At 64.5% G+C, this 22,415-nt stretch carries 20 protein-coding genes; 9 read left to right on the top strand and 11 right to left on the bottom strand.

From position 1 onward, the window contains the following. Positions 1–315: 315 nt before the first annotated feature. Entirely contained in the window at positions 316–762 is a 447-nt protein-coding gene (locus API01S_RS09435; RefSeq protein ID WP_061304630.1) for a hypothetical protein, read from the top strand. 36 nt (positions 763–798) lie between these two features. On the opposite strand, the gene API01S_RS09430 is transcribed toward API01S_RS09435, so the two are convergent. From API01S_RS09430 to API01S_RS09420, 3 genes are read right to left on the bottom strand one after another with little or no spacing between them, the layout of a single operon-like run. After that, positions 799–1,140 carry a hypothetical protein gene (locus tag API01S_RS09430; protein ID WP_006217925.1) on the bottom strand — a complete coding sequence of 114 codons (342 nt, stop codon included), beginning with the start codon at positions 1,138–1,140 and terminating at the stop codon, positions 799–801. Between the two features lie 55 nt (positions 1,141–1,195). Beyond that, a complete protein-coding gene (locus API01S_RS09425; protein WP_006217924.1) occupies positions 1,196–1,936 on the bottom strand; it encodes an SDR family oxidoreductase in 741 nt (246 codons plus the stop codon). A gap of 37 nt (positions 1,937–1,973) precedes the next feature. Next, entirely contained in the window at positions 1,974–3,578 is a 1,605-nt protein-coding gene (locus API01S_RS09420; protein WP_255221295.1) for a CitMHS family transporter, read from the bottom strand. On the opposite strand from API01S_RS09420, the gene API01S_RS09415 reads away from it, so the two are divergent. From API01S_RS09415 to API01S_RS09395, 5 genes are all read left to right on the top strand, one after another. Further along, on the top strand, positions 3,504–4,208 hold the full coding sequence (locus API01S_RS09415) for a response regulator transcription factor (protein WP_006217922.1): 705 nt from the start codon (positions 3,504–3,506) through the stop codon (positions 4,206–4,208). The genes API01S_RS09420 and API01S_RS09415 overlap by 75 nt on opposite strands. Before the next feature lie 2 nt (positions 4,209–4,210). After that, on the top strand, positions 4,211–5,614 hold the full coding sequence (locus API01S_RS09410) for a sensor histidine kinase (protein ID WP_084802405.1): 1,404 nt from the start codon (positions 4,211–4,213) through the stop codon (positions 5,612–5,614). Beyond that, positions 5,607–6,689: an ABC transporter substrate-binding protein gene (locus tag API01S_RS09405; protein ID WP_061304266.1), complete on the top strand. Its 1,083-nt coding sequence runs from the start codon at positions 5,607–5,609 to the stop codon at positions 6,687–6,689. Before API01S_RS09410 ends, API01S_RS09405 begins: the two co-directional genes overlap by 8 nt. Positions 6,690–7,010: 321 nt before the next feature. Continuing rightward, positions 7,011–8,096, top strand: coding sequence for a helix-turn-helix transcriptional regulator (locus tag API01S_RS09400; RefSeq protein WP_061304264.1), 1,086 nt, complete (start codon positions 7,011–7,013; stop codon positions 8,094–8,096). Positions 8,097–8,280: 184 nt separating this feature from the next. Next, entirely contained in the window at positions 8,281–8,601 is a 321-nt protein-coding gene (locus tag API01S_RS09395; protein ID WP_061304262.1) for a hypothetical protein, read from the top strand. Positions 8,602–8,723: 122 nt separating this feature from the next. Here the strand turns inward: API01S_RS09395 and API01S_RS09390 are convergent, their stop codons facing one another. The 3 genes from API01S_RS09390 to API01S_RS09380 form a co-directional block, all read right to left on the bottom strand. Continuing rightward, on the bottom strand, positions 8,724–9,779 hold the full coding sequence (locus API01S_RS09390; protein ID WP_061304260.1) for a hypothetical protein: 1,056 nt from the start codon (positions 9,777–9,779) through the stop codon (positions 8,724–8,726). A gap of 171 nt (positions 9,780–9,950) precedes the next feature. Further along, positions 9,951–10,946 carry a Bug family tripartite tricarboxylate transporter substrate binding protein gene (locus tag API01S_RS09385; RefSeq protein WP_061304258.1) on the bottom strand — a complete coding sequence of 332 codons (996 nt, stop codon included), beginning with the start codon at positions 10,944–10,946 and terminating at the stop codon, positions 9,951–9,953. 63 nt (positions 10,947–11,009) lie between these two features. Beyond that, entirely contained in the window at positions 11,010–12,596 is a 1,587-nt protein-coding gene (locus API01S_RS09380) for a sulfatase family protein (protein ID WP_061304256.1), read from the bottom strand. Between the two features lie 327 nt (positions 12,597–12,923). On the opposite strand from API01S_RS09380, the gene API01S_RS09375 reads away from it, so the two are divergent. After that, positions 12,924–15,383 (top strand): penicillin acylase family protein, encoded by a 2,460-nt coding sequence (locus API01S_RS09375; protein ID WP_006217913.1) that lies wholly within the window; start codon positions 12,924–12,926, stop codon positions 15,381–15,383. Positions 15,384–15,482: 99 nt separating this feature from the next. On the opposite strand, the gene API01S_RS09370 is transcribed toward API01S_RS09375, so the two are convergent. Together API01S_RS09370 and API01S_RS09365 are read right to left on the bottom strand one after the other, a co-directional pair. Beyond that, positions 15,483–16,205 carry an META and DUF4377 domain-containing protein gene (locus API01S_RS09370; RefSeq protein ID WP_217481366.1) on the bottom strand — a complete coding sequence of 241 codons (723 nt, stop codon included), beginning with the start codon at positions 16,203–16,205 and terminating at the stop codon, positions 15,483–15,485. A gap of 361 nt (positions 16,206–16,566) precedes the next feature. Further along, on the bottom strand, positions 16,567–17,397 hold the full coding sequence (locus API01S_RS09365; protein WP_006217911.1) for a lysozyme inhibitor LprI family protein: 831 nt from the start codon (positions 17,395–17,397) through the stop codon (positions 16,567–16,569). A gap of 165 nt (positions 17,398–17,562) precedes the next feature. On the opposite strand from API01S_RS09365, the gene API01S_RS09360 reads away from it, so the two are divergent. After that, positions 17,563–18,498: a hypothetical protein gene (locus API01S_RS09360; protein WP_061304252.1), complete on the top strand. Its 936-nt coding sequence runs from the start codon at positions 17,563–17,565 to the stop codon at positions 18,496–18,498. A 40-nt stretch (positions 18,499–18,538) separates the two neighbouring features. Here API01S_RS09360 and API01S_RS09355 read toward each other — a convergent pair whose 3' ends face one another. The 3 genes from API01S_RS09355 to API01S_RS09345 form a co-directional block, all read right to left on the bottom strand. Further along, a complete protein-coding gene (locus API01S_RS09355; protein ID WP_061304250.1) occupies positions 18,539–19,564 on the bottom strand; it encodes a sensor domain-containing diguanylate cyclase in 1,026 nt (341 codons plus the stop codon). 200 nt (positions 19,565–19,764) lie between these two features. Continuing rightward, on the bottom strand, positions 19,765–20,364 hold the full coding sequence (locus API01S_RS09350; RefSeq protein WP_050727919.1) for a nitroreductase family protein: 600 nt from the start codon (positions 20,362–20,364) through the stop codon (positions 19,765–19,767). A gap of 157 nt (positions 20,365–20,521) precedes the next feature. Beyond that, entirely contained in the window at positions 20,522–21,454 is a 933-nt protein-coding gene (locus API01S_RS09345) for a LysR substrate-binding domain-containing protein (protein WP_061304248.1), read from the bottom strand. A 105-nt stretch (positions 21,455–21,559) separates the two neighbouring features. Here API01S_RS09345 and API01S_RS09340 point away from each other — a divergent pair, with 105 nt between their 5' ends. Beyond that, the gene (locus tag API01S_RS09340) at positions 21,560–22,375 is read left to right on the top strand and encodes an aminotransferase class IV family protein (RefSeq protein WP_061304246.1); all 816 of its coding nucleotides are present in this window, start codon (positions 21,560–21,562) and stop codon (positions 22,373–22,375) included. Positions 22,376–22,415 lie beyond the last annotated feature (40 nt).

Below are 22,415 nucleotides of genomic sequence, written 5' to 3'. Positions count from 1 at the left end.
TTCCAATTACTGTATTCATGTCGGGGCGGCCGAATAACGGTCGATTAAAGACAAAATGATGCGAAGCGTTAAGCACGTTTCCGCGCGCCCTGATTGCGTAACCGGGCACATGCGCAAATACGCGTAACCGATAAAGCGCGTATGCTCGCGCCATGGTGCTTTAAACGCGCGTCGCCTCGCCGTATCGCCATACAGGAGTATGGCCATGCGTCATCGTTGCCCGCGCACCGCGCGTATCGTTTCTTTTGCTGCAATATCTGCGTGCAGCCCCGCGCTGCATTCACTTCGCGCGCCCGCGCGAATCGCAGACGCCGCGTGAGCGCCATCAGAAAGTCCATCGCAAGACTCGCCAACGCCTGCGTCAAACTGCTTCCGTCCGCGCCCCGGCCCAACGCCGGCCCCCCAAAACGCGATGGCCAGCGCGAAACTGCCCGCGACCATGCCGCGATCTCGTCGCCGTGGCGCATCTACCGCATCTATGCACGCCCCGGGCATTTGCTGATGCGCAACGAACAGGGTCGCATTCTTGATCTGGGCGTCATGAAGGGCGAGGAGCCCAACCTGACCTACCGCCTTCACGCGCGCGATCTGCAAGGCAAAGGTTTTGCCACCCGCACACTGCTGCTGGATGATATTGCCCGCCGCATCGAGGCCGGTGAAGTCAACCGTGAACTATTGGACCTGCCCGATTGGGATCAGTCCCTGGGCTCCGACCTGGACCGGGGCACCCATACCGACGTATCGATGAAGCTGGGCCGATAGGCCGCCAGCGCGGCCGCCCGCCGTGCAGAGCAGGAATTACTTCTGCAACTGCTCTTGCACGCACATATTGACGACGGCATTGACCATGGGTTCGATCCGGTCGCGTTCCGCGCTTTTTTCATTGACGACCAGCATGCGGTCATAAGCGGTGTAGTCCTTGAGCGGCACCGACTTTTGCAAACCGTCGAGCACGCAGCGGCAATATGCCGCCGAGCGCGCATCCACGTCGGGCCGCGCGCCGGCGCTCTTCTTGAAGCCTTCCACGCACGAGCTGTAGGTCACGAGACGAATGCCTTCGGGGTATTCGCTTTTCTTGTCGCAGCCGGCAAGCCCCGCCACCGCAACCACTGCCGCCACTGCCAACCACTTACGCTGCATGAACTGCTCCGTTTGAGATGCCGAAGGGCAGCATTTTTGCACAGGGCCCGGCGACTCAGCTCATGTAGACGCCGCCGTTGATGGCGTAGTTGGCGCCCGTCACGAAGGCAGCCTCGTCCGACGCCAGCCAGGCGCAGAGCCCGGCCAGGTCCTGCGCGGTGCCCAAGCGTCCGACCGGCACGCTTTCGACGATGCGGTCCAACAATGCCGGCGGAAACGCCTTGACCGTGTCATCGGCAATAAAGCCGGGCGACACCAGGTTCACCGTCACGCCGCGCGCCGCCACTTCCTGCGCCAGCGACCGCGTAAAGCCAATCACCGCGCCCTTGGCCGTGGCGTAGTTGATCTGGCCGATCTGCCCTTTTTCAGCGGCAACCGAACCGATATTGATGACGCGTCCCCAGCCTCGGTCGGCCATGCCGTCGACCACCTGCTTGGTGCTGTTGAACAGCGTGTCCAGGTTGCTGCGCAGCACCGCCGACCAGTCGGCGTAGCTCATCTGCCGAAACCGCATGTCCAGCATCGACCCGGCGTTGTTGACCAGCACGTCGATGTCGCCCACTTCGCGCCGCACCTTGGCAAACGCCGCCTCGGTCGAGGCCCAATCCGTGGCGTCGCCCTCGGACGCAATGAAGTCGTATCCCAGGGACTTCTGCTCTTTCAACCAGCTATCGCGGCGCGACGAACGCGGTCCGCAGCCCGCCACCACGCGGTGGCCAGCGCGATGCAGCGCCTGGCAGATCGCGGTGCCCGTGTGGCCCATTCCGCTGGTGACATAAGCAATACGCAAAGCCATGACTATTCCTTATTCAACGTGCGGCATGCGCCGCGGGTCAAGCGACCGAACCCACCAGCGGGAACAGGCCGAACGCCAGGGCGGCAACCAGCATCACCATGCAGACCAGCGTGGCCCACTTGAGCGAATAGCGCTGGTGATCGCCAAACTCCACGCCGGCCAAACCCACCAGCAAGTACGTGGACGGCACCAGCGGGCTCAACAAGTGCACCGGCTGGCCGATAAGGGACGCGCGCGCCATTTCCACGGCCGAAATGCCATAGCCTTGCGCAGCTTCGCTCAGGATCGGCAGCACGCCGAAATAGAACGCGTCGTTCGACATGAAGAACGTGAACGGCAGGCTCACCAATGCCGTGATGCCGGCCAGGTACGGCCCCATCGCGTCCGGAATCACCGCGAGCAGGCTGCGCGACATAGCTTCCACCATGCCGGTGCCGGACAGGATGCCGGTGAAGATGCCCGCCGCGAAAATCAACGACACCACCGACAGCACATTGCCCGCGTGCTGCGCAACGCGCCGGCGCTGCTCGGCCAGGTTCGGATAGTTGATGATCAGCGCGATGGCGAATGCAATCATGAACAGCACCGGCAGGGGCAGGATGCCCATCACCAGGCTGACCATCAGCGCCAGCGTCAGGCCGGCGTTCACCCACAGCAGCTTGGGGCGGCGCAGATCGTGATCGACCTCGATCTCCGGCAGGTTCTTGGGACCGTCTTCGTCGTAGCCCGCATGCAGCGAGGCACCGTCCGGCAACGACAGCACGCCCAGCCGGCGGCGTTCCTTCAAGCCCAGGAAGAAGGCCAGGATCAGCAGCGACACAATCGCCACGCCCATCACCGGCACCAGCGGAATGAAGATATCGCCCGCGTCCACGTGCAAGGCGCTGGCGGCGCGCGCCGTCGGGCCGCCCCACGGCGTCAGGTTCATGATGCCGCTGGCCAGCATCGCCAGGCAGGTCATGGACAGCGCGTTCATCTTCAAGCGGCGATACAGCGGCAGCATCGAGGCCACCACGATCATGTAGGTGGTCGAGCCGTCGCCATCCAGCGAAATCACCAGCGCCAGCACCGTGGTGCCCAGCACGATTTTCAGGGGGTCGCCCTTCACGGCGCGCAAGATGCGGCCGACGATGGGGTCGAACAGGCCCGCATCGATCATCACTCCGAAGTACAGGATGGCGAACATCAGCATCACGCCCGTGGGCGCGATCTTGCGGATACCGTCCAGCATCATCTTGTCGATGCCGGCGCCAAAGCCGCCCAGCAGCGCAAAAATAATGGGGACAAGGATGAGGGCGACCAACGGCGACAGGCGCTTGGTCATGATCAGCGTCATGAACGTGATCACCATGCCGAAGCCAAGCAGGGTCAGAAGCATGAGGGGGTATCTCCGACTAGTCGTTGTTATGTTTGACGCTGCCTCCAGCAAGGGAGGCAGGAGCCGAAGACTAGGAAGAAAAGCTGTCTGGAACCTGTCGTTTTTTGAAATCCACCGCGGCCGATATGCGTGGCCGGCGCGGCGTCCAGAGCCGGAATCCGGCCGGTTCCGGACAGCTACAATCAGCCGATGCGCATCCTGGTAATCGAAGACGACGAGGATCTGGCCGACGCCCTCGTCCGCCGGTTGCGCCGTCTCGGCCATGCCGTGGATCTGCAGATCGACGGCCTGAGCGCCGACGGCGTGCTGCAATACGAAACCTTCGATCTGGTCATCCTGGATATTGGTTTGCCCCGCATGTCCGGCTTTGACATCCTGCACCGGCTGCGCGATCGCGGCAGCAAGACGCCCGTGCTGGCGCTGACGGCCCGCATCGACATCGAAGACCGCGTCCACGCCCTGGATACCGGCGCGGACGACTACCTGGCCAAGCCCTTCGACTTCCGCGAACTGGAAGCGCGCTGCCGCGCCCTGCTGCGCCGCCCCATCGCGCAAGCCACGGGTGTGCAACGCTTTGGCGATCTGGTCATCGACAGCGCCGCGCGCCATGTGTCCTTGGCCGGGCAACGCATCGACCTGCCCAAGCGCGAATACAGCCTGCTGGAAATCCTGCTGGCCGGCATGAACCGCGCCGTCAGCAAGACGGAAATCGCCAACAAGCTGTTCGCGTTCGACGACGAGGCCGCGCCCAATGCCATCGAGGTCTACATCGCCCGGCTGCGCCGCAAGCTGGAGGGTTCCCCACTGCGCATCGAAACGCAGCGCGGCACCGGCTACCTGCTGACTTCGACCACGCCGCCGGACAGCACGTCTTCCGGTACGCCACAGGACTGACCGTGCAGCTGGGTCGAATTTCCGTCCGCCGCCGCCTGCTGACGATGCTGCTGGCGCTGTTCGCGATTGGCCTGGCGGCGCTGTACCTGCTGGTGCGCGGCTACGCGCAGCAGACCGCCGACACCACGTACGACCAACTGCTGCGCGCCTCGGTGCTGTCCATGGCCGACAGCCTGCAACTGGTGCAGGGCGACTGGCAGATGGACATGCCTTACGCGGCGCTGGCCCTGCTGGAACAGGCGCCGCGCGACCGCGTGTTCTATCGCGTCGCCACCACGGCGGGATCACTGATTTCCGGCTATGCAGACCTGCCCGCCGCGCCTGACCGCGCGCAGGCCAACGACACGCCGCAGCTGTACACCACCCGCTACCAGGGCGAGCCCGTGCGCGTTGCCTGGATGGAACGCAAGATCGCCGGGCCGCGCAGCACGGAAACCGCCGTGATCCAGGTGGCGCAGACACGCGAGGCGCGCAACGCGCTGGCCGACAGCATCCTGTGGCAAGGCACCTTGGCGCTGATCGGTTTTACCGGCGCGGCACTGGCGCTGGCGTACTGGGGCTTGCAACGGTCGCTCTCGCCCATCCAGCGCATAGAACGCGAACTGGCGAGCCGCAGCGCCTCGGATCTGCACCCCATCGCCGCCCCCGTGCCCGAGGAACTGGACACGCTGGTGCAATCGCTGGACGGTTTCATGGCGCGCCTGTCCGACAACCTGGACACGCTGCGCCTGTTCATCGCCGAAGCCGCGCACCAGTTGCGCACGCCGCTTGCCGCCCTGCACGCGCAGATGGAAGTGGCGCTGGACGAAGACGATCCCGGCGAGCAGCGCCGCAGCCTTGTCGCCGTGCTGCGCAATGCCGAGAAGCTGTCGCGGCTGGTCAACCAGCTTCTGAGCGACGCCAGCGTCATCCATCGCAGCAACGTCAAGCAATTCCAGCCCGTCGACCTGGCCGAGCTGCTGCGCCAGGCCACCTACGACACCGTGCCGCAAGCCGACCCCATCCCCGATGTGCGACTGCACCTGCCCGAGGCGGACACGGTCCCCCCGCCCCGCATGCCCGGCGACAGCCTGATGCTGCGCGAAGCCTTCAAGAACCTGATCGACAATGCGCTGCGCCACGGCGGCAGCGAGGACGGCCACATCGACGTCACGCTGGACGCGCACGAAGGCGGCTGGCGCATCACCGTGGCCGACCAGGGCCCGGGCATCCCACCCGCGCTGGCCAACACCGCCTTCGAGCGTTTCGCTCGCGGCCCCAACCCGCGCACGCCCGGCGCGGGCCTGGGCCTGTCCATCATCAAGCGCGTGGTGGACATCCATCAGGGAAAACTCAGTTTGAGCAATCGCGTCGGTGGCGGCCTGAGCGCGGTCATCGAGCTGCCGATGGAGCGTCACGATGGCTAGCGCACGCGCCTGGGCAAGCCGGCTGCTGGGCGTGGCCGCCCTGATGATGGCGGCGGCCACACACGCGGCCGAAGTCAGCCGCGACGGCCTGACGCTCGGCCCGGCCGACAGCAAGCAGGTGCTGATCCTGCACGCGTCCAACAGCGTGCAGGTGTTCAAGGGCGTGCTGGAAGACTTCAGCCAATTGAATCCGGGCATCCGGCTGGAATACACCGAACTGTCCACACAGCAGCTCTACCAGGACACGGTGGATCGCAAGCGTGTAGACCCGCAGGCCAGGCGCGGCCCGGACCTCATCATCAGCAGCGCGATGGATTTGCAGACCAAGCTTGTCAACGACGGCTACGCGCAAGTACACGTCTCGCCGCAGACCCGTGCCCTGCCCGCCTGGGCGAACTGGCGCGATGAGGTTTTCAGCATCGGCACCGATCCCATCGTCATGGTCTACAACACCGACAAGCTGGACGCCACGCGCGTGCCGCATACACGCCGCGAATTGCTGTCGCTGCTGCAAGCGCCCGACCGTCCGCTGGCCGGCAGCATCTCGACCTACGACGTCCAGGGAAGCGGTATCGGCTATCTGGCCGCCACGCAGGACACGCGCCTGGACAGCATGGCCGGCGCGTTGCTGGCTGCCTTCGGGCGCAACGGCGTGACGACCCATGAGTCCACCGAGGATGCGCTGGACAAGCTGGAACGCGGCGAGGTGACGCTGGCCTACAACCTGCTGGAGTCGTACACGCGCCACCGCATCGATCAGGGCGCCAGGCTGGCCATCATCTACCCGCAGGACTACACGCTGATGCTGTCGCGCTCCGCCATCATTCCCAAGCAGGCCCCGCGCGGCGACCTGGGCGCGCTGCTGCTGGACTACCTGCTCTCGCCCCGGGGGCAGGACATGCTGGCCAGGCAGTCGGGCATGCGCCCGGTCAACGCGTCGGTGATTGCCGAGGCGGGCGTGCGCCCCATGGCGCTGGGGGTCGGGCTGCTGGTGTATCTGGACGCGCTGAAAAAACGCCACTTCCTGGATCTGTGGCGCGCGGCGATCCTGCCGCCGGAGGAGGAATCGCGCTGAATCAGCGCCACGCGGCGCGTGCGGCCGCCATGGGCTCTGGCAGCGCTGATTGAATTGCTCTGGTGCGCTTGCATCAGATCGCTCGACCGCGTGCCAGCGTCTTGCTTCAAGCGTGGCTATTTTGCGCACTGATCGCAAATTCGCGCGCATAATTTCCGCTCGGGCCCGCGGCATCCGCCTCGTTTTCTCCAACGCCGTCAGCCCGCCGAACCGGTTCCTTGCCAGCGCATCGCCGCTGCGCCGTGACATGGCAGCAACGGACCGGCACCCGTAGCGGCGCGCAGCAACGCCTGCGCGATACAGCCCCGTTGGAGACGCACAATGGTCGAGCCTCAGCTTGTCTTTACGCGCGCGATGGATGCGGTGCATCACCTGACCGATCCGAATCCTCCCTGGCATGACATCCTGCGCACGGCGCGCGACCTGGTCGGCGCGGACAGCGGCACGCTGATCGTCTTCGACGCGCGCAACCAGCTTTCCAACCTGTCGGCGATCGGCTTCTCGGACGCGTGCTTTGCCGACTACCAAGGGCACTACTTTCGCCACGACGTGCTGGAGCGCGACTCGCGCACTGCCCCGGCCGGCACCTGGCTGGACACCGCCCGGATGTACAGCCCTAGCCAGTTGCAACGCACCGAGTTCTACGCCGATTTCATGCTGAAGCATCGCATGGCGCAGATTCTCTCCCTGATCGTCGAATCCAACACCGTGCTGCATGCAACCATCGGCTTCCAGCGTTCCACGATCGACCCCAAGGCCAGCGACCGCTTGCGTGCCGGAAACTTCGGCAAGTACTTCCGCACGCTGCAAAGCCAGTTGGCACAGCGCGAAAAGGCCCAGGCCATCGGCTGGAAATCCGTGGAAAGCGCGTTTTCGGAAGTCAACGAAGCGGTCATCCTGATCAACCAGGATTGCATGGTCAACAAGATGTCGACGCTGGCCCGGCAGTATCTGACCGAGGCGCGCGGCTGGTTGCTGCAAGGCGGCAGGCTGCGCCACGCCGATCCCAAGAACCAACGCCTGTTCGACGCCTATTGCGCCGCCACCTTCCGGGACGGGCAGACGCGCTCGCTGGTAACAACCACCGGCTGGGGCGAATTTCAATGGTTGGACATCAGCGCCGCGCCCGACTCGTTCAGCCTGATCGGCGGCCGACTGCTGCTGACGCGGCTACGCCGCAAAAGCGCTTTCGCCATGCCTGACGTGGACAAGCTGGAATCCGTGTTCGGCATCACCCATGCGGAAGCCGGCGTGCTGGCCGGCCTGGCCGCGGGCCACAGCGTCGAAGAAGTGGCCACGCTGCGTCAGTCGTCTGTGCTGACGGTACGCAAACAGGTCGCGTCGCTGCTGAACAAGATGGAATGCAGTCGGCAGGCGGAACTGGTCAGGCTGGCCTCGCTGCTGTAAGGGGCGGCCGCCGAGCCGCCCAGCCCGGTGCTGTCCCGGGCCAGCCCGGGCCGCCCCCCGGTAGCCATCCCGCCTTGCCGGGATGGCGTAATCAATCTTGGGTATGTAGTGGGCACCCATGCGGCCCTACGATGAGGTCGAAGCCACAGGAGGGAGGGATCGTTCTCATCATTAAGGATTCACCATGAAGACCGTTCATTTTTTTCGTGTATTAGCTCCGGCAGCCCTGGCAGCGGCCACACTGCTATCCGGCCCCGTGCACGCACAGCAGGCCGTCGCACCCACCACCGCCACACCCGAGCCCAACGTCGCCCTCAGCCGCGACGATGTCATGCGCGACCTGGCCGCGTGGCGTCAATCCGGCGTCGAAAAGAACTGGAATAGCGACAACACTCCGGATATCAACAGCCCGGAATACATCGCCAGCTATAAGAAGTATGTGGATACCGTCCGCCCCGCCAATGCCGTGCCGCCGATGCAATCGCAGAGTACCGGCAAGTGGTAATTGCGCACGCGCAGTCGATGACGCTCGGGCCCGTAGACGCGATCCTACGGGTCTGCTTCCACAAAAGGCGTTGGCGTCGATGCGGTCGGGCTCGGCGCGCCGTGGTAATAAAAGAACTTCGTTCACGCCAGATAGGACGTGACCTCTTCCTCAGTCAAATAGCGCGTGAACGTCATCGAGGGCGCTTGCGCGTCATGGATCGCGCCGTTAAAGCCCGACCAGTTCCGCTTCGTACCTTCTTCGGTCTCAAGCGCGATCAGCACCGGCCTGCCGTGCTTGGCCATGTTGTCGCGCAACGCCGCCTCGCCCCATGCCCACAACATCGGCTGGGTCAACTCGCCATTCGCGAACGCGCCCGCCTGCAACCACTGGAAGTCGGCCGAGTCGCGGTCCATGTCGGGTTCGCGGGCTGCGATTTCACGTTGCACTTTCAGCGCCCCAGCGTGCTCGCCAATCAGGATCTGCAATAGCGTGAAGGCGTGGAACGTGTTGTTCACCCCATGCGCCCGCGCCACAAAGCCGGTGCGCGAAGTGGGCAGGACCACAACCAGCTCATCCACATAACTGATGCGCGAGGCGAGCCACAGAAAATGCAACTGTTCAAATGGAAGGCTGCCGTTGCTGGTCGCCATCGCGTAAAGCAACGCCATCAGATCGGCGTCTGCAATCAAGGCCTGGTGGTTGCAGCGGCTGCGCATCAGCATGGCCATCATGGGCAGGACCAGCACGTCCACCGACTGCTGCAAGGCCTCCACGCCCCAACGCTGTTCCGCCGGCATGGCATCTAGCTTTTCCTGGGCATCGGTCCATGCCTTGCGATCGGCTTCGTCGACTTCGTCATCATCCGCTTCGACTTCCTGCGCGCAATAGGGTCGCAAGGTGCGCAACCATTCGTGAAGCAGGGATTGCAGGCAGGCGTAAAGAAGTTCCGGGTCTGCGTCGTCTTCGACCAGCGACCCGCACAGCAAGGCCAGCGCCGACGCACGGCCGGGATGCAGATCGGGAAGCAACGCAGCACACGCCTGGAGGTTGGCCGCCGTATGCGCCGGATCCTGGCACTGCGCGTAAAACGCGCGCACCTCGGGACGGTTGAAGAACTGCTCCAGGGAATCCAGGTCATCGGGGCGACGGACCGGAGTGGACAGGATGCGGGCAAGATCGGCGTAGGGAGTGGGCATGCGCAGGTCGGATGGGGCGGGTGACGGTCGCAGAAACATAGACGAGGCGCCACGGGTTGGCAACTTCGCGTTCTTTTTCTTCTGGAACTGCTTGCGAAGACTTCTCGCCAAACCTGTTCGCGGCGAACGCTGCTGAATGCTCGCTGCGCATGCATACCGAAATTCCCCGGGCTACTGCCCGTGTATCCCCGCACTCTTCACGACGTCGGCCCAGTTCTCGATCTGCGTCGCTACCCACTGCTTCGCCTCGCCGCTACCCCCCAAGGGCGCGCCCAGCCCCAGGCTGGAAATGCTGCGCAGGAAATCGGGCATGACGTAGACGGCAGCCAGACTGTCGTCCCATTTGCGCGCGATGGCCGGGGGCAGGCCCTGGGGCGCCATGATCAGGAAGGCGAATGCGGCGTGGAAGTCTTTCAAGGATTCGATGCCCAGCTGCGCCATCGCGGGCACGCCCGGCAGGTCGGGGTCGGGTTCGCGCGCCGATACGGCCAGCGCCCGCATCTTGCCCGCCTGCACGTGGGGCCGCAGCGCGGACGCGGCCAAAAACCCCGCCTGGATCTGGTTGCCCAACAAGGCGTTCACGGCGCCGGCGCTGCCCCGGAACGGCACGTGCGCGACTTGCGCCCCAGTCGCCAGCTTCAATTTTTCAAATGCCAGATTACCGGGACTGCCGTAGCCGGCCGACGAATACGTCACCGCGTTGGTTTTGGCGTAGTGCAGGAATTGCTCCATCGTCGCGATACCCAGGTCGGCTCGCACGGCGAGCGCCAGGCCGAAGCTGCCCGCGATTCCAAGCGGCTCCAGCAACGGGATGAATGCGGCTTCGGGACCTTTGAAGACATGGGGATTGACGGTCATGAGGGTGTCCAACGTCATCAGCAACGTGTAGCCATCCGGCCCGGCATGGGCCACCGCTTTCGCGCCGACGTTACCGGATGCGCCCGGCCGGTTCTCGACAATGATGGTCTGCCCCATCAGCTTGCCCGCGTACTGCGCAATGGCGCGTGCGGCGATGTCCAAGGGGCCCGCTGGCGACGAATTGACGATCAGCCGGATGGGACGCAACGGGTAGTCGGCCTCTGTGCCCGACGCCGCCAAAGCAGGCGATGCTGCCGGCGCGGGCCCGGCCACCAGCAGTGCGATACAAAGCAGGAACAGCTTGATCATGTCTCTCTCCAGATGCGCGGCGGCAGCCAGGCCGCCGTGTTGGCCGTTGCCTCAGGCGATGTCTCAGGCAATGGCGGTGGGATGTGGGCTGGTTTCCGCGTGGCGGATCATCGTTTGCGTCAGCGTCGCTAACAGTTCGCCGCGCAACGCGTGCGCCACCGGGTCGTGCCACAGGTTGCGCAATTCGTGCGGGTCTTCGTGCAGGTCGTAAAGTTCGCCCCAGTTCGCGTCGGCGTAGACGCTCAGGCGGTGCCGCGCCGTTTGCAGCGTTCGCATGCGCGTGCGGCCGGGGAATCCGAACATCGTGCGCTGGCCTTCTTCTTCGATCAGCACGGCGTCCCGCAATTTGTCGACCTCGCCCGCGATCAAGGGCAGCAGGGAAACGCCTTGCAGGCCGTTGTAGCCGGGCAGCCCGGCGCGCGCGAGGATGGTGGCGGCGATATCCGTAGTGGCGCACAACGCCTCGCTGCGCGGGAAGCGTGGCAGCCCTTGCGGATCGCGCCAGATGAAGGGCGTGCGTATGAGCCCTTGGTAGTGGATCGGGCCTTTGAACAATAGTTGGTGGTCGCCGAAGTAGTCGCCGTGGTCGCTGGTGAAGATGACCACGGTGTTGCTGTCCAGATCCAGTTCACGCAGCGCGTGCATGACGCGGCCGATGGTGGCGTCGATGTGGCGGATGGACCCGTAGTTCAGCGCAATGGCTTCCCGCGCTTCGCGTTCGGTGCACGCGAACACGGCCGGCGTGTGCTTGACCGCCATGTTCAACGCGCGTTGCCGGTATAGCCAGCCCACATGCGGCGGCGGGTGGTGATGCGCCGCCCGGCTGGCGTGAAAGGATTCGGGCAGCGTCACGTCGTCAGGCCCGTACATTCCCCAATACCTGCCCGGCGGCGTATAGGGATGGTGCGGGTCGGGAAACGAACATTGGATGAAGAACGGGGCGTGGCCGTTCGCATGTTCACGCAGCCGAGCGATGGTCTGATCACCGATGTAGGCGGTGCTGGAACATTCTTCGGGCACACGCGTGCGCCATGCCTGACGGTGTTGCGTCAACACGAAGTCCGGCGTGGGCAGCGCGTGGTCAGGCCCCCACAGCCGTCGCGCGTCGGGGTGGACGCGCGCAAGCCAGCGCGCGTAATGGCCCCCGACCTGATCGCCGTGGTCAAGCGCCAGCCGCACGTGGTCAAAGCCGTAGAACGGCGTCTGCACATCGTGGCCAGGGTGTACTCGCCACCGGGGCCCCCATTCCTGATCGTAGTCGCCAGGTTCGGACCGCCATGCTTCGCCTTGCGTACTGCTGGCGCCTGCCGGGGGCCACGCCGGGCCGATGCCCGTCATGTTCTGCAAATGCGACTTGCCGATCAGCGCCGTGGCGTAACCCGCGTCGCGCAGGCGTTCGACGAAGGTCGTCGCGCGCTGCGATAGCGCGATGCCGTTGTGCCGCACCCCATGCACGGACGGCATGCGGCCGGTCATCAGCGTGGCGCGATTGGGCATGCAGATCGGCGAGGCGACATAAAAGCGGTCGGCGGACCACCCCTGTTCGGCCAAGTCGTCCAGCACCGGCGTTTGCAGCACGGAGTTGCCGTAACTGCCGACATGATCCGCGCGCTGCTGGTCCGTGATGAATAGCAGAAAGTTGGGCTGCATCGGGTCTCCTTGCCTGCGGCTCATGCCGGTCTGGCGATGTGATGCGGCCATTATGTCCAGCACTTTTCCCGTTCTTGTGCGTTTTGCCCCGGATGTCGGACTGATTCACCGGTCGACTAGCACCGTGCTGCGCAGCCAACACTTGTATCCATCGGATTCCCAACGCCTTGGGACATCGCCTGGCGTTACAAGCCATCCCAAATCTCAACAAATAAAACAGCTTTGCGGCAGCAACTGATTTAGATGTAGCTTTGCTTGCGCGGTTGACCCGGCGGCAGGAGGCCCCGGGGCCCACAGGCATAAAAGCAATAAACCGGAGGAGGAGCCATGCGTAGTTTTCATCGCAGGATCGCCGCGTTATTGGCGAGTGGATTGATTGCCTTGACAGCCGGGTGCGCCGCGCCCGGCAAGAAAGAAAGCATCAATATGGCGGGGCTGTCCCAGCCCGTGGAAATCGTGCGGGACAAGCACGGCGTCTCGCATATCTATGCGCAAAACCAGAATGACCTGTTCTTCGCCCAAGGCTTTTCCGCCGCGCGCGACCGCCTGTGGCAGTTGGACCTGTGGCGTCGGCAAGGCGAAGGCAAGATGGCCGAACAGTTCGGCCCGCGCTTCATCGAACAGGATCGCGCCGCGCGCCTGTTCCTGTTCCGCGGCGACATGCAGGCGGAATTCGCCAGCTATCACCCCGAAGGCCAGGCCATCCTGACCGCGTTTGCAGCCGGCATCAATGCGTATGTGGATTGGGTCAAAGCCAACCCCGACCAGTTGCCGCCCGAATTCAAGCTGACCGGCACGCTGCCCGGCTATTGGCGTCCCGAGACGTCGCTGATCCGCATCTACGGGCTGACGCGCAATCTGAACGAGGAAGTGAAAACGGCGCAGCAGGTCGCCAGCCTGGGCCTGAACGCCGTGCAGGGTCTGAGCACCTTCGAGCCGCCGCTGGCATTGCAGGTGCCGGCCGGCCTGGACGTGCGGCAGATCGACAAGTCGGTCCTGGCGAACTACACCCTGGCGCGCAACGGCCAGAAGTTCGTCGCGGCCGATTTCCCGCGCAGCCCGCTGGCGGCCGACAAGCGCGAGGCGCTTGCCAGCGCGCTGTCCGAAGGCAGGCTGGCGTCGCTGGATCCCAATTTCGATCCCCTGGCGACCCGCTACGAAAGCAACAACTGGACGATCGGCGGCCAGCATACCGATACGGGCAAGCCGATCCTGGCGGGCGATCCGCACCGCTCCATCACCATGCCATCGCTGCGCTACATGGTGCATCTGAACGCGCCGGGCTGGAACGTGATCGGCGCGGGCGAACCGGCGCTGCCGGGCGTGTCGATGGGCCATAACGACCGCATCGCCTTCGGCCTGACGATCTTCGCCTTTGGCGACGAAGAAGATCTGTACGTCTACGACACCAACCCCGCGAACCCCAACGAATACCGTTATCGGGGCGGCTGGGAAAAGATGCGGCAGATGGACGAGTCCATTCCCGTGCGCGGCGAGGCGGCGGCGGTGCGTCAGCTGAAATTCACACGCCATGGCCCGGTCATCCACGAAGACCCCGTGCGGCACAAAGCCTACGCGCTGCGCGCGGCCTATCTGGAATTCCCGGGAACGGCTGCCTACCTTGCCAGCCTGCGCTTGAACCAGGCGCAGAACTGGAATGAGTTTGTCGCGGGCATGGAAAAGCACTACACGCCCAGCGAGAACATGGTGTACGCCGACGTAGACGGCAACATCGGCTGGTTCGGCGGCAGCATCGCGCCGATACGTCCGCGCAACGACTGGTCGGGCATGTTGCCGGTGCCGGGCAATGGTGACTTCGAATGGCGCGGCGTGCTGCCGGGCAGCGCCTTGCCCAGGGCGTACAACCCGCCCGAGGGGTATGTCGCCACCGCCAACGAATTCAATCTGCCGGCCGATTACGCCTACCGGGATATGTCAGCGCGCACCTGGGCCGAGCCGTATCGCGTCCAGCGCATCCGCGAGGTGCTGGCGGACGGCAGCCGGCTGACGGTGCAACAGTCGCAGGACCTTCAGTACGACAACCTGTCGATTCCCGCGCGCACCTTGGGCACCTATGCCAAGGCGCTGAATTCGGCCGACCCGGCAGTGAACGACGCCCTGGGCTTGTTGAAGGACTGGGACTACCGCATGGATACGGACTCGCGGGCCGCGACGGTCTATGCCTTCTGGCTGCCGGAAGTCGTCAAGCGCGTGTCGGATCTCTACGTGCCCGCGAATGGCCGCGCGGCATTTGGCGACCTGTCCACTCGCAAGACGCTTGAAAAGCTGGCCGCCCCGGACGCCGCCTTCGGCGCGCAGCCCGAGCGGGGCCGCGACGCGCTGTTGCTGCAAGCCTTGAATGACGGCGTGCAGAAGCTGCGCGCCAAGCTGGGGCCGGACTCCACGCAGTGGCAATGGGGCAAGCTGCATCACATCCAGTTCGAACACAGCCTGGCCAGCCTGCTGCCGCCCGAAACCGCCAAGGCCTATGGCACACCGCGTTATCCGGTCGGCGGCGACAACGACACGGTGCATCGCGGCACGTTCCGCAAAAGCGATTTCCGCCAGATCAGCGGATCGTCGTATCGCCAGGTGATCGACGTGGCCAATTGGGATAACTCGCGCGTGCAGAACGTGCCCGGGCAATCGGCGGATCCGCGCAGCCCGTATTACCAGGACCTGCTCAAGGGTTGGGCGACGGGCGAATACTTCCCGATGGCGTTCAGCCGCGCCAAGGTCGATAGCGAAAAGGCCGACACGCTGACGCTCAAGCCCACAGGCAATTGACGAAGGCCGAACGTAAAAATGCCGGGCCGCTTTTGGCGGTCCGGCATTTTTTATCGCTTAGGTGTCGACGCATGTCGCGACGACGCGCGCGCTTGCCGCCTACTTCCGGGAAGCGTCCTGCTCCACCACCATGTCCAGCACATACACCTTGGACGGCGCGTCAGCGGGCGGATTCTTCCAGTCATAGCGCTTGACGCGCAGCACGGTGCGCACGCCGTCCTGATGCTCGAAGCCTTCGATGGACTGATACAGCGGGTGCCATTTGTCTTGCGTCGGCTGCTGCACGCCCGCCTCGTTGTAGCGGCGCTCGCGCACCATCAGGCACTGATAGTTGGGAATCATGGGATGGCTGCATTCCGCCTTCTTCGCGGCCACTTCCAGGAACATGATCTGGCCCGCGCTGCCGTACAGGGTCTCGGGCGTGGGTTCGCCGATGAACTTGAGCACGGCGCCGTCCGCGCCCTGCAGCTCCAGGGCCGGCTCGTGCGAATCGCCAGACAGCGTGGCTTGCAGGTCGCCCTTCATGCGCTGGGCGATCTCGGCGTCCAGCTGCATCAGGCTTTGCTCGCACGCCTTCATCGTGGACGCCAGGTTATCCACATGCAGCACGCCGTCCTGATAGCGATAGCCGCCAAACTGCGCGTTGCAGCCGCCGCGAATATTCAAGGAATCGTTGGTGAAGCTCAGGCGCAATTGGTGCTCGACGCCCGGCTGCAACACCGGAATCGATTTGCCCGACTTGTCCGTGGCCGACACCAGGCGCCAGTAATAGGCCGGCAAAGAAATCGAGCTGGAAGACGAGGTGGCAGCGGTGTTGGGCATGGAGGACGATCCTTCGCGGGGAGAGGAAACCGGTGCGCAAGCCTGAAGCAGCGCCGCGCAGACGGACGCAACGAGGATTATTTTTTTCATGGTTTGTTCCGAGAAGCCGGATGGCACTGATGCAAAGCGGCATTCTACGTCCGTGCCGTGGACGAATTGGCCGGACGGGACATCAGTGCGTTTCAAAACCTTGCGCGCCAAAGGCCGTGCTGGCGACGCCTTACGCCGCGCCAACTTGGCCGGTTCCCACTGCACCCGGCGTCGGTTGCGGCCCTCACGGCAGCCTTCCGAACTGCCACCAGCGATTACAGTCTGACACCGACCGGCCAGCGGCTGGCCGGGTCTACACGCAATGGCGCGCCTAGCGGCCTCCCGGAAATCCCGGATCCGTCAGGCAGGCTTGCGCCCATTCGATGTCGTCGTCGATATCGATCTCGCCGTCGATCTTGGGCAAGGGGCGCGATGCGTAGACATACTCAGGTTGCGCAGGCTTGCGGTTCCACGTAGCCGGCGCGCCGCCCACACTGACGCAGGCTTCGTCACTGCTGTTGAACGAGCAGGACGCGATGACCTTCGGCTTGCGGTCAACCACGTCGGCAACGTACCGCTTGGTGTAGACGTCGCCCGAAGCCCAGGACTCGTCCACGGTGCACACGCGGCCGTTGTGCTGATAGTGGCGAATGGCGAAGCAGGCGTAGTTGACGTAGTCGCGCGGCAGGACGTCGCACGTCGTCCAGTAGCCGGCATACGCCCCGCCCGTGAACTGCGATTGGAATTTCTTTTGCTGGACGGCGCGGTTGATCATCGCGGGCGTTCCGCTTTTCTTGTCGACTTCCTTGAACTGCGCTGCGCGGTCAAGGATCAGGTCACGGGCGATTTCACCGGCGTTCTTGTCGTCAGGCAATGCGTCCGGGTCCGTGATCAAACGATCCAGCGCCCGGTCGCGCGCTTCGATCCAGCGCTTCTGGCTGGCCACCAGCATGGCTTGGATATCGACGTCGGGCGCGGCCTTGAGAATGGCGTTGTAGGCGCGGTTCAATTGGGTGTCGGCCGCTACGGTCTGCTTGTCCGCGCAGATCAGCTTTTCAACTGCGCTCGCGGCTTTGCTGCATTGGATAGCGAAAGCGGGCGCGGACGCCACGACGAGGCTCAACAACAGCATGCCCTTCACGGCGGCGGTTCCAGTTTTCATTTTGTTTTCCTGGCATGGAAGACGGGTAGCGAAACCATCGCCGACGACGGGTTCGCGGTATCGTTCGTACGCGTCGCTGCCGGGGCCGACGAACCCCACGACAGTCGATCGCGTGCCATTTTGCATGAAATCAAACCGCTGCACCGAAACAGAGTACGGCACCCCATGCGCACCCTACCCGCGTTTCTCATGTCGTCCGGCTTGTTGGCCGCCGCCCTGCTCGGCCAGCCCGCGCTGGCCGATACCACCGTGCCCTCGCTCGACAAGGCGCGCTCGGCGATCCAGACCGAAGACGCCCGCAAGCTGTACGACAGCCAGATGAGCGGCGCGCCTCGCCCCGATGGCCTGGGCGTGGCGCTGCCGGCCGGCTTCAGCCGCGAATTCCTGGTTCAGCAACTGGCGCCCGGCGAAGATTCCCGGCGTCTGATTCTGGCCGGCGCCAAGCCCTGGCCTCAGCGGCCAGACGCCTATGTCGCCATGGTGTGTCTGGCGGCCTCGCCCGAACGCGCGCAGCGGCTGCTGCAATACGGCGGCGGCGATTGCGATGCCTTGTCTGGCGCCGATCAGAACGCCATCTGGGTCGGCGTCTTCAGCGCCTCGCCTGGCCAGCCGCCCACGTTGCTCGCGCGCACCGACGGACCGGTCGCCACGCCCACCGACTGGAGCCAGACGGATATCGACCTGCCCGCCGATCTCGCCATGCAGGATGCGGGCGCGCCGCTGGAGTCGCTGCCTTCAAAATGGACGCGCTTCGATCTGGCCGCCTACAAGATCGCGCCCGACGACGTGGCGTTCGGCTTGCGCGCTGGCTGGAGCGAAGGCTATTCAGGCGGCGGCGCGGATTTCGAAGCCTTGTATCTGTTCCGTCTGGACGGCGCCACGCTGCGCGTGGTGTTCGCGCAGCCGATGTCTTTCGTCAAGTCGATTGCCGGGGATTGGAACCCGGACGGGACGCGCCAGCACGACATGTCCGACGCCAGCAATACGCTGGTGATCCTGCCCGGCAAGACAGATGGATTTTTTGATCTGCAATTACGCCAGCGCGGCGACACGTGGCGGCGCACGTTCAAATGGGCGGCCGCCACGCAAAGCTACCGTTAGCACCCGCGAGTGCGAGCGCCGGGCGCGGTTCAGTACGGCGTCAATGTATCGTGCGCGCGTTTTTGCGCGCCCGCTTGATTTCATACATGCGCGCATCGGCCAGCCGGACGGCGGCCTCGGCATCCAGGCCGCGCGGATCCACCGCCACCACGCCCACGCTGGCCCCTTCGTAGGCCACCACGGCGTCACCCAGTTGATAGCGTCCTATCGTGGCCGCCGTGACGCGTTCTTCCTGGGACAGCGCGGCTTGGATCGCATCGCCGCCCTCGGTGGCATCGGGGCCCGGGCCGACCAGCACGAATTCGTCGCCGCCGATCCGGCCCAACAGGTCGGACGTGCGCAAGGCGCCCGCAATCCGCCGCGAAACTTCCTGCAAGAACAGGTCGCCCTGCTGGTGCCCATAGGTATCGTTAATGCCCTTGAATCCATCCAGGTCGATCACTCCCACCAGCACACTGCCGCCGTCCCGAAGCGCGCGTTGCTCCAGGCGCTCCAGCTCTTCGTACAGCGCGCGGCGATTCGGCAGGCCGGTCAAGGGATCGGTCATGGCGTAGGACCTGAGCTGGACGTTGGCCAAGTGCAGCTGCTCCATCAGGATCTCGCGTTGCAGGAAATTGGCGATCACGTTGGAAAACAGCTTCAACACGGATTCGGCCTGCGGCGCCAACTGCTGACGCCGCGCGCTGGCCGCGCATAGCGTGCCCAGCAGCCGGCCTTCATCGGTGCGAACCGGCGCGCTGACGTAGGTCTGGATGCCCAATTGCCGCGCGGCCTCGGAATCAGGCCAGCAACTGGCGACGTCGTTGGTGCACATGCGGCCTTCTTCCAGCGCACGCTTGCAGAGCGTGTCCGACCAGGGCACCGACAGCCCTTCGGGGATCTGCATATCGCCTACGTTGCGGGCATACCGCACGTGCTGAAGATTGGTGTCCAGATCGATCTCGGTCAGGTAGGTGGATTCCAGGCCCGTCACGCTGCCCAGCATGTCCAGCAGCGGGCGGGTCAGCTGCTCGACCGTCTTGGCCAGAGGCAAGGAATTCGACAGACCTGCAAGTATCGGATCCATAAGACATCTCCTCGAAGTGCGCGTCCTGCCGCGCGGCAATGCAAAGCCGGCGCATAGGGGCGGTCCGGGCAATCGAACATTATGCATGCTTGGCCACTTTCCCTTCCCCCAAAGCAAAAGCCCGCATTTCCGATGTCGGGAATACGGGCTTGCAGGACGTTTTCAATCAGGCGGCAAGCGCCTGATTCACGTCAGGCGATTCAGCCAACCACGCGGAAACGCTCGGCGTCATCCATGAAGGGCTTGTCGCCAAAGCCGTTTTCGTTCGAGCCGAACGGCATTTGCGCGCGCAGCTTCCACGAGGCGGGCACGTTCCATTCGCGAGCGACGGCGGCGTCGATCAGCGGGTTGTAGTGTTGCAGGCTGGCGCCCACGCCGGCGTTGGCCAGGGCAGCCCAGGTCGACAGTTGGGCCATGCCGCCCGATTGTTCCGACCACACGGGGAAATTGTCCGCGTACAGGGCGAATTTTTCTTGCAGGCTGCGCACGACGTCCTGGTCTTCGAAGAACAGCACCGTGCCCACGCCAGCCGCGAAGCTCTTGAGCTTGGCTTCGGTCTTGTCGAACCCTTCAGCCGGCGCAACCTTGCGCACTTCCTCGATGGCCAGGTCCCAGAGCTTCACGCTTTCATCGCCAAACAGAATGACGGCGCGCGAGCTTTGCGAGTTGAACGACGACGGGCTGTGCTTGATCGCTTCCTGGATCAGCGTGGCCAGTTCTTCCTTCGAAGCCGACACATTGCGGCCCAGCGAATACTGCGTACGGCGCTTCTTGAGTGCCTCGAGATAAGCGTTGCTCATAAGAATATGGACCTTTCGACTGGTAGATAGAGGGTGGTATGCGGAGGGATTCTACCGGCAGGCCCATGACCGGCGCACTAGTCCTCCGTGCAAAACGGACGATTTTGGCCGGAACAAACTGTTCTATTGATGGAACGAATGCACTCGATTGGCCGCTTCACGGTGCCGTGGCGGCGTCGTGGTCCCGTACGTTTTCCAGCATCCAATCGCGCAACGCCGCGACGCGAGGATCGGCATCGCTGCCCTGCGGGTACACCAGGTGATAGGCGAATTCGGGCGCCACCCGCACCCCCACGTCGAACAACCGCGCAAGGCGGCCCGCCTGCACATCCCGTTCGACCAGCTCCCATTCCACCAGGCCGACAGCGCCGCCATCGAGCACTGCCTGCACGACGTGGCTGGATTCCGAGAACGCCACGCTGCGGCTGTCGTCGAAATCGTCGATCCCGGCCGCCGCCATCCACATGGGCCAGTTCGGCCACACGATGCCGCCCGGCTTGCAATCCACGAAGCACAAGGTGTGCTTGGCGAGATCGCGGGGCGAGGACAGGGGCGTACCGGCCTGCAACAGGGCCGGGCTGCACACGGGCACGACTTCGGTATGGAACAGACGATGCGCGATGGCGCCGGGGTAGGTTCCCGCGCCGAATCGGATGGCGACGTCCACGTCGTCGGCATCGAAATCGCGCACCGCATCGCTGATGTCGAAGGTCAGCTCCAGCCCGGGGTTGGCCGCACGCCATTGGGCAAGCCGAGGCAACAACCAGTGGGTCGCGAAGCGCGCGCCCAGCGACACTTTCAACTGCCCGCCCGGCCGGTTCAATCGCCGCGCCTTCGCCACCGCGCGTTGCAGCGTAGCGAGCGCGTCGGTGGCGGCCTCGTACAGCACGGAGCCGGCCGGCGTCAGCTGGATGCTGCGGCTGGTGCGCGTGAAAAGCACGAGGTCCAGCTGATCTTCGATCTCTTTGACCTGATAGCTGACGGCGGCGGGAGTCAGCCCCACTTCGGCGGCGGCCCGCGTGAAATTCAGAAGGCGCGCGGCCGCCTCGAAGGTACGCAGCGCGCGGGTGCCAGGCAAGGTCCGAGTCATGAATCTTCAAGCCGAATTTGATGATGTGGTGAAAATTACTCGTTTCCCCTGCGTAGGGCAATCCAGGATAGTGGCGGAACTTGATGATCCGCCTGGAGTTTTCCGATGTCCGACCTGCTTGGCTTTCCCGTCACTCAACACAATGGCCAAGCGGCCACCCTTGCCGATCTGGCGCCGCTGGCATTCGCCGGGTACGCCCATTTCACGGCAATGCAGGTGCGCGGCGGACAGGTGCGAGGGCTGGATCTGCATCTGGCCCGCTTGCACGCCGCCTCACTTGAAATGTTCGGTCAGGCGCTGCCGGATGCCGTCATCCTGGACGCGCTGCGCAACGCCATCCGGGCGAGCGCACCGGACTTGTCGCTGGTGGCCACGGTGGTTTCCCGGGCGGGCGAATTCGTCGTCGCCGATAAGCGCCAACCCCTGGATGTGCTGGTGCGCACGAGCCCACCGGCCTCCGGCCCCGCCGGTCCCTTGTCGCTGGCGGCATTCGAGCACGAGCGGATGCTGCCATCGGTGAAACATGTCGGCGAGGTGGCGAAAACCTATCTGTTGCGCCAGGCCGTGGCGCAAGGTCATGACGATGCGGCATTCGTGGACCGTCAGGGGCGCTTGAGCGAAGCGTCGATCTGGAACCTGGCGTTCTGGGATGGCAGCGCGGTGGTTTGGCCGGACGCGGCGATGCTGACCGGCACCACGCTGGGTGTCGTGCAGCGCCAGTTAGAAAAAATGGGCGTGCCTCAACGCAGGCAGGCCGTGACGCTGGATACGCTGCCCGGGCTGGCAGGGGCGGCGGTCATGAACTCGTGGACGCCGGGCATCGCGGTACGCCGGATCGGCGACACCGCGATGCCGGATGCGCCGCGCTTGCTGGCGTTGCTGCACGCGGCGTATCAAGCAGAGATGCCGGTGTCGGTTTGAAAAGCGCCCGCCGACACGCCCTGCGTGCCGGCGCGCTGAC

Source organism: Achromobacter piechaudii NBRC 102461, assembly GCF_001571245.1.
GTDB classification, from domain to species: Bacteria; Pseudomonadota; Gammaproteobacteria; order Burkholderiales; family Burkholderiaceae_B; genus Achromobacter; species Achromobacter piechaudii.
The sequence above is the reverse complement of the archived record's forward strand: the minus strand, read 5'-3'. Positions and strand labels throughout refer to the sequence as shown.